Genomic DNA, 12,029 nt, shown 5'->3' with positions numbered 1-12,029 from the left:
CTCCTTTCACACAAAGTCTGTATGCCCTTACAAGAAATATAACCTTCGCTCTCTTATGTTGTCAATATTCCAGTGTTGAACATATGTATAAGTGCAAATGTGCATAATTTCACTTAATCATTTGTTCAGTATTGAGCAAAAGAAACACAAAAAAATAGACAGCTGTTTAAACTGTCTATCTCTATAAAATTTATTTCTTTATTGTTTCTTTTTTTACAACCCATAATACCAAAGCTAGACTTCCAAGTAATAACACTACACTTTCTAAAAATATATCTTTTTGTCCTGTTACTGGAGGTGTTTGTTCTTCTGCTGTTTCCCCTGAATCATTAGTATCATCAGACGTAGTTGGAGGGGTTGTAGTACCGGAACTGGTATCAACTGCTTCAGCTTTTTTATAAACTACATTTATTACATTGTTAGCTTCATCATTGGTAATAACAGGATAACTTTCTACCATTCCATCAGTATAACCATCTGGTTGATATTCAACAATCCATGTATCTTTCAAATCTGCTTCAATTTCTTCTTCTGTCAGCTGATGCCCTGCTTCAAATTCAGTTATTCCATTTGTTGTTGCTAACAAATTATTTTCATCTATACTTTCTTTATAATAGTTTACTCGATAACTATAAGTGTCTTCTAATGGAATTGATATATAGACTACATTTTCTATATTTGATTCTTCATCAATTGAAATTACTGGATAACTTCCTATCATTCCATCAGCATAACCATCTGGTTGATATTCATCAATCCAATCCTCTCCTAAATCTGCTTCAATTTCTTCTTCTGTCAGCTGATGCCCTGCTTCAAATTCAGTTATTCCTTCTTCTGATGCAATCAAGTTATCTTCGTCTATACTATCTCTATAATAGTTTACTTGATAAGTATAGGTTTCTTCTGGTGGTATTGGTGCATATACTACATTGACCACATTTGTATCTTCTTCAACTGAAATTACTGGATAACTTCCTGCTACTCCACTTTCATAATCTGCTGGTTGATATGCATTTATCCAGTCTTGTCCTAAATCTGTTTCGATTTCTTCTTCTGTCAGTTGATGATCTGCTTCAAATTCAGTTATTCCATTTGTTGTTGCAAGCAAATTATCCTCATCTATACTATCTTTATAGTAGTTTACCTGATAACCATAAGTTGTAGCTGCTGGGATTGGTGCATATACTACATTGACCATATTTTCTTCTTCATTAATTGAGATGACTGGATAAGTTTCTACTGTACCCTCTTCATAATTCGCTGGTTGATACAAGTTCATCCAATTTTGTCCTAAATCTGTTTCAACATCTATTTCTATTAACTCATGATATTCTTTAAATGTTGACTTTCCATATTCAACTCCTAACAAATTACTTTCATCTACATTATCTTTATAATAATTTACACGATAACCGTAAGTGTCCGCTTCAACACGAGTAAAATTCAAACGAATATTAAAGTCCATTTGCATATTTTGCGTACTATTATCTGCCATCCAAGAAAGTCCTAAATTCCATGGAATCTCCATACTTTCTCCAGGATTTAATATAATACTTTGAGTAGGCACAGTTGCTTTCGCATAATAACCTCCATTTAAAGACGAATAATCATCTATCAGAACATGAGATTCACTTTCACTTGGAAAATGATAATTTGCAGATCCACTATAATCTGTAATGGTTGCATATGGACTTATGGTTGTTGTAGTTCCATCTGGTCCAACCATAAGAAACTTAAACATAATCCATTTATCCAATACTTCTTGGAAATCAGTATATGTTGCAGAATCATTTAAGTATGTCCACATATATATCTGCATTGAATTGTATGTATCCAATTCCCATGCATCTGATGTATCATTGGTAATTGTAATAGTAGAATTATATACATTATTTGGTATTGGAACTGTTCCATTTAATGCTTTTGATATACCATAATCAACTGTTAGTACATTTCCATCATTGCTATGATTAACAATAGCATTGCCATCCGCAGAAGAACCATCTTCACCCATCAATACAGCAGATGTTTCAGGAACAGATATCATATCATAATATGGATCATTATCTGGAGTATCATTTTGATCTACAGATGCCATCACATTATTTCCAAATAAACTAAAAATCAAAAATAGTGAAACTATTATTGCGGGAAAAATCCTCAAAAGATTTTTTTTCTTTCTTTTTATTTTCATATAACGACTCCTAACTTAGTCTTAATTTATATTCATTTATTTATTAATCAAACTACTTATCTATCTTCAAGCAAAAAGTACTCCTTTCCATATACAAAAGCAAGCAACTTGATTTCTAATTAACCACATTTTTACAAGATATGTTGCAATTATCACAAACCTAAAAAAGCATACTTAAATATAATTATTTCAGACTAAAAATAATATATTTCACTCTTAATTTTTCATTAGTTTTAGAGGTTAGCATGTCATTTCAACAATAGAAAAAAAGAAAACCAGATTGGCTTTCCCATAAGCTTACTTATTATAATTTTCACTTTAATAACTAGAATTTAATTGGTAAAATATTCATCAGTGATAATACAAGAAGAATTAAAATAAGTATTTCAAATCCTACATTCAACCAATATTTTCGCTTTGAAATATCATCTCTTATTATATTGATGTAAATCAGTTTCTCAACTGCTACAATACTTGTAACAGCCATAAAAACCGCTCTGTTATGATCTATAAATATTGGTGTAATTATAATGTATATAAATAATACTATGGATGCTACATTATCAATTCTCGTTAATGTTTTTTTCTTCATAACCTATCTCCTATATAATTTTATTTATTGTTCATATATATTATATAACTTTATTAAAGAAATTACACTACCCTTTGAAAAAAAAGACTATGTCAATCTTTGACATAGCCTCTTTGAGCGTGATTTACATCTACAAGTTCATTTACAATCGCCATCTTATCCAGTATCTTTTTCACTAGATAATCCAACTCATTACCTTCTTCATAATTCGCATGGGTAATGAAATCGACACGTCGATCCTGCAGTAGTTTTTCTACTTTTTGTTTTTCTGTATATACAGCAATGGATTGTCCTCCATTTACTTTTACCAGTTTCATACATGGAACATCTGTGAGTCCATCTCCAAGATAAATCATATTACGAAATGGAATCCTGCGATCTTTATCTTCTTTAAACTCATTCAGTTGCTCATCTTCATATAATTCTAAAACCCCTTTATTAATTCGAAATAAAAATTGGGTTTTGTTGGTATAGTTAACTGTAAGTGCTGGCCAATCTGCTACTCCATTTTCATCATAGTGAAATTCACATGCATAAATCTTTTCAAATTCTTTCGCAATTGGTGTTCCTTCTACAATCTCTTTTAATCCACTAGAAATAATATAGTGTTCAATTTGTAGACCTAGTTTTTCTCCATAAGCATTCATTCGCTCAAACCAAGTTTCTACACCAGGAAATAGTTCCACATTATCTCCTGCTTCTTGAAAGTCACTTCTGCGAATTGGAATTCTGCGATCTTGTGCCTTGCGAATCATATGATACATATAAGCCAAGATTCGATCCATTCCTTCCTGTTGTGCCAGAACATTTACTTCACCCCAGAAATCAATGGATTCCATACCTAGACTGGGTATAAAAGAATACTCCTGCATATCCTTTGTACATAGGGTTTTATCAAAATCATACATCATAGCAATGATTGGTTTTTCCATAGTCTCACATCCTTCATCTCATTATATCATGAACTTTTCGTTGGTTACATTTTATTTTACCTACATAACATCTTCTCCTATCTATTCATTTTCTCATGATATTCTAGCACAGTCGCAAAAATGGAGGAAAGAACATGAAATTAAAGAGACTTATATTATTTAGTATAGTATCAACCCTATGCTTTGGATTATTTACAGGTACAGCAAGTGTATCTGCTACTACAACAAGTAGTTGGTTGCTTGATGAAAACAACTCAATCACAACAAATGAAGATGGATATTTTGTATACACATTGAGTGAAGAAGATATCGATGAGAATGGTGAGATTACCATCGATGGAGATCCATTGGCAGACTATATGTCATATATGATGAGAACCAAGAGAAATCGTGTAACTCATGTACCAGTAAAGATTGTAAACAATACAGGATACAAAGTTACCTACAAAGATTATGAGTTTGATACAGTAAATCAGATTGAAGCAAACACACCATTTATTCCTGATATGAATAGTGCTACTTTAGAAGATGGTAGTGGTTATGGATGGGGTCAGGCATGGCGTGATCCATATGAAATGTTAGTGGGAAACAAGATTTCAGATATGACATTAAATGCAACTGGATTTGATGGCTTACCTGTTCGTAGTGTTATCGCTCCATTACGCTGTATCAATCCTGCAATCATTTCTTTATATAAAAAGACAAGTGCACCTACGATTACACTAATTGAAATGAATAACTTAGAAGAAAAAATTAAAGAGAAGAATACATTCAAAAATAGTAAAGGTGTAGATATTACATTAGAAGCAGATTCAACTAGAACCTATGGACAATTTTTAAAAGCATATTATGGAGTAAACTCGTTAGATGAATTATCGATTGTTGAAAAGACAAACATTTTAGGAAGTGGAAGTAGTGGAAGTGTAAATGGTGCCGATGGTCAAAGTACGATTATGAACTATAAAGGCAATCGTGGTGGGACTGATGATTTCTATATACCTGCAAATGCTTTAAGTGATGGATCATTGAAATATTTCCAGACTTGGGGAGTTGCCAGAGTATTTAGTGGAAGTGGTAAGTTCACACCTGCAGACTACCCATATACAAAAACTTACAACTTATTAGAAAGTGACCCTGAAGTATTGGCAATGGGATATGAATATCTATATGATCGTTGTATGAGAATTACATTTGATAATGTCCAATACCCAATCAATGTTACTGGTGTAGAAAACTATGAAGCACCAGCAATTGGTTTAAAAAAATATATTGATAAAACGGATACTTCAACCACTGCTATTGAACAAGCATTTGTAAAAGATACATGGATTGAAGATGGTGATATCATTACAATTGATACACTTGATATAGGGATGGATTTACCAAATGCGTTTAACTCATTTCGTTATGTAGACTTTGGTTTTTCAATTACAGTAAAAACAGATAAAGAGATTGTTGAACCACAACCTGAACCCGAGCCAGAACCAAACAACCCTGATCCTATTCCAGAGCCAGAACCCACTCCAAAGCCAACACCAGAACCGCAACCAGAAGTGGATCCAGAACCTGTACCTGAGCCAGAGAAACCAGCACCTACTCCTGAACCTGAAAAAGAAATTGAAGTAGAAACTGAAAAACCTAATATAAAACCGCAAACACCAACCAGCAAGGAAAAACAAACAGCTAATAAACCAAGTACAATTGCACCACAGACAGGTGACAATAATAATCGCTTGCTGTTCTATGCAATTGGACTATTAGGAATTGAGGTAGTATATATTATTATTTCAAAACGTAAACACAGTTAATTTAATACGATAGAATATTGTTTATTCAATATTCTATTTTTTTCTTTTGCGACTTTTTATTATTTCTTGAAATGTTGCAAATGCAACACTATTTATGTACAATTAGACTAATTATGAAGGAATAATAAACAATGGATAATAACAGAAAACAATCATTATTAGCTGGTGGTTTAATCTCAAGCGCTGGATTATTAATTTCCAAATTCTTGAGTTTATTTTATACTATCCCTTTTGATACAATTCTTCAAACCAAGGCAAACCGCTCTATTTATTCTCAAGGATATAATGTTTACTCATATATTCTAATGATTGCATCAGCAGGTTTGCCTTTTGCTGTCGCTACACTTGTAGCTCGTTATGTTGCAAGAGGTGATTATAAAAGTGCATTACTAGTCAAAAAAATATCATTCTACACCATGACAGCATTAGGTTTTATTTGTATGTGCTTCATGGTAGTTTTTAGTGCTCCAATTGCTCAGCAAATAATTGAAGGTAGTAATAATATTAGGATTATGAGAATTACATTAATTATTTTGTCACTTGCTGTATTTATCATTCCAATACTAAGCAGTTTTCGTGGATTTTATCAAGGATTAAAAGAAATGGAAATTTATTCTGCATCTCAAATAATTGAACAAATTGTTCGTATCGTATTCCTTTTAGGTGCGAGTTGTATTGCAATATATATCTTCCAAGCAGATCGCGTGTGGGCTGTTTATTTTGGAGTAATTGCCACATCAGTATCTGGTTTTCTTACGATCCTTTATATTAAGAGCTACGATAAAAAGAAGATAGCACCAATTAAACAACTTGCAAATCAGCAGGATGGTAGTGGTATTGAAGCTTCTGTAATATTTAGAGAACTCGTTTATTTAGCCATACCATTCTTAATTACTGCAGCTTTTGGGTACTGTGATACACTTGTAAATCAATGGGATTTTATACCTGGGTTGACTGCAAATGGAGTAACTGACAAAGCTACAATAACGCTCTTTCAAGATGGTGTTTACTTTAAGGCAATGAAATTAATTGCCATACCAATGATTCTGGCTCCAGGATTTAGTTCAGCAATCTATCCATATATAACGGAAGCAAGAGAAAAGAAACAACCTAGCTTAGTGAAGAAATACATATCTAATTGTGTTGAATCTGTTGTTTACATTGCTTTACCTATCTGTTTTGCATTATTTGTATTTGCACGTCCGATTATTTATACATTGTATGGTCCCACTGGAAATGATTTAGAAGTCTATACCGAAATCTTACAAATTTTCGCATTAGAAGGATTGGCAGCTACTGTCTGCCCAATCTTTACATCTCTTGTAATGTCACTGGGACAACGAAAAAAGATTATTATTACAACCATGATTTTTGCTATTATTAAGATTGCAACAAACAGATGGTTTATTTCAATGTTTGGAGTCCCTGGTATGGTATTCTCAAGTTTCTTAGCCTATGTAATATTTGCAGGATTGAATGTTTTGATTATTCAGAAATCATACAATGTAAATTGGAAGTATACACTTCGTAAAGTATTCTTTATGTTTCTTGGTTTAGTAGGATTTTATTTAATCGCTCAAGTATTTGGATTATTTGGAATGATTGATTACACTGGAAACCGTATCCTAAGTCTACTTTACTTAGGAGTTATGGGAATCATTAGTTGTCTTGCCTACTTTGGAATTACTGCTGTATGTAATGTTCCACAATCTATTTTTAATTTCAATTTAAGTTCTATCAAAAAAAGAATAAAAAAATAAGCAAAACCAAAAAGGATTACCTCGATAATAAGGTAATCCTTTTTAGTTTAATTCACTTATTTCCATTAGTACATTTGGCCAATTCACAATTGGATTATCAGTTACTCCAGTTCGTACAATTACTATATTTTGTGATGGTGATATATATAGAAATTGTCCATATTTACCCCACGCAAAGACGTCCATTTCACCATAACTATTTTGTATTGAATACCACATATAATTATAGCTAATATCTGTTCCTTCTAAAAATGTATTCAGATACTCTTGCTCATTATAGGCTTGTTGAGGATAACATGATTGCTTAATCCAATCACTACTTATAATTTGTTGCTCATTCCAGTTTCCATCATGCAGTATAAGACTTCCAACTTTTGCGAAATCTACTGCTCTAAAATTAAGTCCTGATTCCATTTTCTCAAAAGATGTTTCCTTACTATCAATACTCCATGAAGCATCATATTCACTACCTATAGGTTGCCATATCTTCGTTTCCAAATATTGCGAAACTGATACTCCTGTTGATCTCTCTAAAATAATCCCCAATAACAATGGATGATAATTATTATAGTGAAATCCTGAGATATCTTTATTCAGTGTTGTGTTGCCCAGAGCAAGCGTTCTTAAATCATCAAAGTAATAAGTCAGTGTATCATCACCATACCACAAAAAAGAACCTTCACTATAAGCAATAGTTGACCGCATTTCTAACAATTCTTCAATTGTTATTTCACCAATTTCCTTTCCTTCAAATTCATTTATATAATTCGAAATAGGATCTTCTACTGATGTAATATATCCATCTTCTATTGCACATCCAATCAATAATGAATCTACCGATTTTACCATTGAAAAAGATGTCACAATAGAACTTTCGTCATGATTCTCTCCATAATAATCATAAATGATTTCATCATCTTTAATAATTAGAAAACTTGTTGTATCACTCATTTCCAATACTTCTTTTAATGCTTTTTTATTTTCTCCATCACTATCTTGATATTCAATATCCATATTGCCAATTTCATTATCAATATTACGTTTATATTTATAAGTTGTATCACTCTTTTTTATTTCTACTTTTGGAAAAAAAGTATAATCCTCTACTGTTGATTCTTGATTTGCTATTACTCTATAAATATAGGTAATTGAATACTGCAATACTGAGATTCCTAAAAAAGTAATTAGTACACATAGCACTGCAAACACGGAAATAATTATATATTTCTTCTTCATAAAATTTCCCCTCTATAAATTTTATTATTTAAACTATAATAATGTCATTATATCATAAGCAATAAGATAGATATATTGCTTAATTGACATAAGAAAAAGGTTTACCAATACGAGCGTTCGCTATTGATAAACCTTATAATTATTTTATTTCACCATATGTAGTTATTGTAATACTTTGGATTATAATATCCTCTACTGGTTTATCATTTTCATCTGTTTCAACTGCAGCAATTGCATTTACAATGTCCATTCCTGAAATTACCTGTCCAAAAACAGAATAATCTCCATCTAACCAGTTAGCTCCACCAACTTCTTGATATTTTTCTTTAACAAGTTGAGGTAGACTATTATCTAAACTTGATGATAGCGTAGATGCTTGAACAATAAAGAACTGACTTCCATTACTATTTGCCTGTCCTGTATTTGCCATCGCCAATGCACCATTGAAATTATATAGTTCATCACTCGCTTCAATTTCAAAACCTTCACCCCAGATACTTTCTCCACCCATTCCAGTTCCTTCAGGGTCACCACCTTGAATCATAAAATCTGCAATTACACGATGAAAGATCACACCATCATAATAGCCTTCCTGAGCATGAGTTACAAAATTCTCTACAGCCTTTGGTGCTTCCTCTGGAAATAATGCAACTGTGATATCACCTTTGGAGGTATGAAAAACAGCTACTTGTGTATCATCCGCAAAACTTTCAGGGAACTGCTTCAATTCGGTTAGTTCTTTTTTCTCTTCCTCTTTTTTCTCTTCTTTTTTAGTTGTGTCTGCAGTATCATCTTCTTTTGTGTCTTCATCACTACTGCTTCCACACCCACTTAGTAATATACCTAAGCAAAGAAATCCTATCCAAAACTTTTTCATATTTATACTATCCTTTCGCTTTTTGTTTTCTTTTTAATAATCTCTCGATTTTTATTATACCAAAAGAAAGACACTCTTGCGAGTGTCGATTAGTCACGAACGATTGGATAATCTTTTGTAAGTTCTCTAACTTCTTCACGAACCTTTTTGATTTCATCTTCATTATCAATATTTTTAATAACTCTTGAAATCCATAATCCAACTTTTTTGAATTCTTCTTCTTTAAATCCACGAGAAGTCATAGCCGCACTTCCTAGGCGAATTCCACTTGTAGTAAATGGTTTTTCTTCATCAAAAGGAATTGCATTTTTATTACAAGTAATACCTGCAGAATCTAATGCATTCTCACATCTTTTTCCTGTTAATCCAAATGAGTTTTTCACATCAACCAACAATAAGTGGTTTTCACTTCCATTAGCGACCAGACGGAATCCTTCGTCACGTAATGTAGCTTCTAACACTTTCATGTTTTTTACTACTTGTTGTTGATATTCTTTAAATTCAGGTTGTAATGCTTCATAGAAACATACTGCTTTTGCTGCAATAATATGCATCAAAGGTCCACCTTGCATTCCTGGGAATACATTACGGTCTAAGTCTTTCGCAAATTCTTCCTTACACAATACAATACCACCTCTTGGTCCACGTAATGTCTTATGTGTTGTACTCGTTACAAAGTCAGCATATTCTACTGGATTTGGATGTAGACCTGCCGCCACAAGACCAGCAATATGTGCCATGTCGACCATGTAGTAACATCCAACTTCCTTACAGATTTCACCAATTCTTTTAAAATCGATAATTTTTGAATATGCACTTGCTCCAGCTACCAATAATTTTGGTTTTTCTGCCAATGCAATTTCTCTTAACTTATCATAATCAATTTCTTCACTGTCTCTATCGACTCCATAAGAAACAAAGTTATATAGTTTTCCAGAGAAGTTTAATGGATGACCATGGGTAAGGTGGCCACCTGCTGCAAGGTCCATTCCCAACACTTTATCTCCTGGTTCCAATACGGTTAAGTATACAGCCATATTTGCTTGTGAACCTGAATGTGGCTGAACATTTGCATGTTGTGCACCATAAATCTCTTTTAAGCGATCACGTGCTAAATCTTCAACAATATCCACATATTCACACCCACCATAATAGCGTTTTCCAGGATATCCTTCTGCATACTTGTTGGTCAGGATTGATCCTGCTGCTTCAAGTACATCTTTTGATACATAGTTTTCTGAAGCAATCAGTTCAATATTGTATAACTGACGATCTGCTTCTAAATCCATTGCCTTCTTTACTTCAATATCTTTCATCGTTCTATCTCCTCAATCTTTGCTACTTTATCAATTCTTGTGATATGACGTGCATCTTCACTAAACTCAGTTGACATCCAAATACGAACAATTGATTCCATAATACTTTCACCAATGACTCTCTGACCCATTGCCAAAACATTAGAATCGTTATGTTCTCTTGTTACTTGTGCAGTGAATAAATCACTTACTAGGGCACAGCGAATACCTTTTACTTTGTTTGCGGTAATACTTGCACCAATCCCTGTTCCACAAAGAACAATTCCTTTCTCGTTTTTACCATCAGCTACTGATTTTGCTGCTGGATAAACACTATCTGGATAATCCATTGATTTGGTATCATAAGTTCCAAAATCTTCTACTTCGTGTCCCATTTCTTTTAAAATCTCAACTACTCTTGTTTTGTATTCAAATGCTCCATGATCACATGCTACTGCTACTTTCATCTCTTATCTCCTTTTGTTAATGTTTCATTTATATCATCTGCACAAATCTCACCTTCACGCAGAATAATAACCTTATCACTACTTAAATCCACAATTGTTGATGGTATATCTCTCTTTGCTTCACCCTCTACAATTGCATCGATCCGTCCATTTAATTGAAGTAACACATCGTGTTCATTCTTGCCTGGTGTTTCTCCACTTAGATTGGCACTGGTTACCAGCATCGGTTCTTCTAATAATGATAACACAAAATTATCATCAGGGATGCGTAAAGCAATTGTATCTTTATAATCACTTACGTATGCTGGTACACTTTCTCTTCTTTTTAAAATCAAAGTTAGAGCTCCTGGCATAAAACGATCTGCTAAAAGTTTTACTCGCTCATCCACATAGGCCACCTTTTCTAGTTGCTCTATTGATTTTACCATCATAGGAATTGGTTTATTTCCATCTCTTAGTTTTGCCTGTTTCAGATTCTTCAGTGCTTCTTCATTACTGTAAAGAACGCCAAGCCCAAACACGGTATCGGTAGGAAAGGCAATTACTTTTCCATCCTTAATCCACTCTTTTATTGTTGATAGTTCTTCTTTCTTAAATATCTTTGTTTTCATTTTGTTTCTTTACCTCTTGCTGTAAACGATATATTTTTGCTTGTAAATCATTATACTGCTTTAATGACATTGCGACAATTGCTTCTTTCTGCGATCGTTTCACTAAGGTAACATCATTTTCATTCTGCTGCGTAAAATCCAGCATATCACTTAGGTTATTTAATAATAATGGTTCTTCTAAAATTTTCATAGTTCCTCCATTTTTTTAATTTGTGAGACTTTTTTTATATTTAATTCGTCTTTATAGTGTATGACAA

General features: G+C 32.8%; 11 protein-coding genes. 2 read left to right on the top strand and 9 right to left on the bottom strand.

From position 1 onward, the window contains the following. Nucleotides 1–190: 190 nt before the first annotated feature. The 3 genes from J2S15_RS09145 to J2S15_RS09135 form a co-directional block, all read right to left on the bottom strand. Nucleotides 191–2,194 (bottom strand): hypothetical protein, encoded by a 2,004-nt coding sequence (locus tag J2S15_RS09145; RefSeq protein ID WP_307407559.1) that lies wholly within the window; start codon nucleotides 2,192–2,194, stop codon nucleotides 191–193. A gap of 325 nt (nucleotides 2,195–2,519) precedes the next feature. Continuing rightward, a complete protein-coding gene (locus J2S15_RS09140; protein ID WP_307407558.1) occupies nucleotides 2,520–2,786 on the bottom strand; it encodes a hypothetical protein in 267 nt (88 codons plus the stop codon). Nucleotides 2,787–2,878: 92 nt separating this feature from the next. Next, nucleotides 2,879–3,718, bottom strand: coding sequence for an HAD family hydrolase (locus tag J2S15_RS09135; RefSeq protein WP_307407555.1), 840 nt, complete (start codon nucleotides 3,716–3,718; stop codon nucleotides 2,879–2,881). A gap of 134 nt (nucleotides 3,719–3,852) precedes the next feature. Between J2S15_RS09135 and J2S15_RS09130 the strand changes: the two genes are divergently transcribed. Then, on the top strand, nucleotides 3,853–5,526 hold the full coding sequence (locus J2S15_RS09130; protein ID WP_307407552.1) for a hypothetical protein: 1,674 nt from the start codon (nucleotides 3,853–3,855) through the stop codon (nucleotides 5,524–5,526). A gap of 131 nt (nucleotides 5,527–5,657) precedes the next feature. Beyond that, entirely contained in the window at nucleotides 5,658–7,286 is a 1,629-nt protein-coding gene (locus J2S15_RS09125; RefSeq protein ID WP_307407550.1) for an oligosaccharide flippase family protein, read from the top strand. A gap of 42 nt (nucleotides 7,287–7,328) precedes the next feature. Here J2S15_RS09125 and J2S15_RS09120 read toward each other — a convergent pair whose 3' ends face one another. The 6 genes from J2S15_RS09120 to J2S15_RS09095 all read right to left on the bottom strand — a co-directional run bounded on the left by J2S15_RS09120 (nucleotide 7,329) and on the right by J2S15_RS09095 (nucleotide 11,962). Beyond that, complete coding sequence (locus J2S15_RS09120) at nucleotides 7,329–8,522, bottom strand: serine hydrolase domain-containing protein (RefSeq protein WP_307407548.1); 1,194 nt, start codon at nucleotides 8,520–8,522, stop codon at nucleotides 7,329–7,331. A gap of 139 nt (nucleotides 8,523–8,661) precedes the next feature. Then, nucleotides 8,662–9,399 (bottom strand): peptidylprolyl isomerase, encoded by a 738-nt coding sequence (locus J2S15_RS09115; RefSeq protein ID WP_307407546.1) that lies wholly within the window; start codon nucleotides 9,397–9,399, stop codon nucleotides 8,662–8,664. A gap of 89 nt (nucleotides 9,400–9,488) precedes the next feature. Beyond that, entirely contained in the window at nucleotides 9,489–10,715 is a 1,227-nt protein-coding gene (gene glyA, locus J2S15_RS09110) for a serine hydroxymethyltransferase (RefSeq protein ID WP_307407544.1), read from the bottom strand. Next, nucleotides 10,712–11,161: a ribose 5-phosphate isomerase B gene (gene rpiB / locus J2S15_RS09105; RefSeq protein WP_307407542.1), complete on the bottom strand. Its 450-nt coding sequence runs from the start codon at nucleotides 11,159–11,161 to the stop codon at nucleotides 10,712–10,714. Before rpiB ends, glyA begins: the two co-directional genes overlap by 4 nt. Then, nucleotides 11,158–11,772 carry an L-threonylcarbamoyladenylate synthase gene (locus tag J2S15_RS09100; RefSeq protein ID WP_307407541.1) on the bottom strand — a complete coding sequence of 205 codons (615 nt, stop codon included), beginning with the start codon at nucleotides 11,770–11,772 and terminating at the stop codon, nucleotides 11,158–11,160. The genes rpiB and J2S15_RS09100 overlap by 4 nt, the downstream gene beginning before the upstream one ends. Next, nucleotides 11,753–11,962: a hypothetical protein gene (locus J2S15_RS09095; RefSeq protein ID WP_307407539.1), complete on the bottom strand. Its 210-nt coding sequence runs from the start codon at nucleotides 11,960–11,962 to the stop codon at nucleotides 11,753–11,755. Before J2S15_RS09095 ends, J2S15_RS09100 begins: the two co-directional genes overlap by 20 nt. Nucleotides 11,963–12,029: the final 67 nt, after the last annotated feature.

It is taken from the genome of Breznakia pachnodae (genome assembly GCF_030814225.1).
GTDB lineage: Bacteria > Bacillota_I > Bacilli_A > Erysipelotrichales > Erysipelotrichaceae > Breznakia > Breznakia pachnodae.
This window is presented reverse-complemented; position numbering and strand designations above follow the sequence as displayed.

Excerpts from the sequence above, each read along its gene's own strand:
- J2S15_RS09120 (WP_307407548.1), bottom strand. The coding sequence starts at position 8,522 with ATGAAGAAGAAATATATAATTATTTCCGTGTTTGCAGTGCTATGTGTA.
- J2S15_RS09145 (WP_307407559.1), bottom strand. The coding sequence starts at position 2,194 with ATGAAAATAAAAAGAAAGAAAAAAAATCTTTTGAGGATTTTTCCCGCA.
- J2S15_RS09135 (WP_307407555.1), bottom strand. The coding sequence starts at position 3,718 with ATGGAAAAACCAATCATTGCTATGATGTATGATTTTGATAAAACCCTA.
- J2S15_RS09130 (WP_307407552.1), top strand. The coding sequence starts at position 3,853 with ATGAAATTAAAGAGACTTATATTATTTAGTATAGTATCAACCCTATGC.
- J2S15_RS09095 (WP_307407539.1), bottom strand. The coding sequence starts at position 11,962 with ATGAAAATTTTAGAAGAACCATTATTATTAAATAACCTAAGTGATATG.
- rpiB (WP_307407542.1), bottom strand. The coding sequence starts at position 11,161 with ATGAAAGTAGCAGTAGCATGTGATCATGGAGCATTTGAATACAAAACA.
- J2S15_RS09125 (WP_307407550.1), top strand. The coding sequence starts at position 5,658 with ATGGATAATAACAGAAAACAATCATTATTAGCTGGTGGTTTAATCTCA.
- J2S15_RS09100 (WP_307407541.1), bottom strand. The coding sequence starts at position 11,772 with ATGAAAACAAAGATATTTAAGAAAGAAGAACTATCAACAATAAAAGAG.
- J2S15_RS09140 (WP_307407558.1), bottom strand. The coding sequence starts at position 2,786 with ATGAAGAAAAAAACATTAACGAGAATTGATAATGTAGCATCCATAGTA.
- J2S15_RS09115 (WP_307407546.1), bottom strand. The coding sequence starts at position 9,399 with ATGAAAAAGTTTTGGATAGGATTTCTTTGCTTAGGTATATTACTAAGT.
- glyA (WP_307407544.1), bottom strand. The coding sequence starts at position 10,715 with ATGAAAGATATTGAAGTAAAGAAGGCAATGGATTTAGAAGCAGATCGT.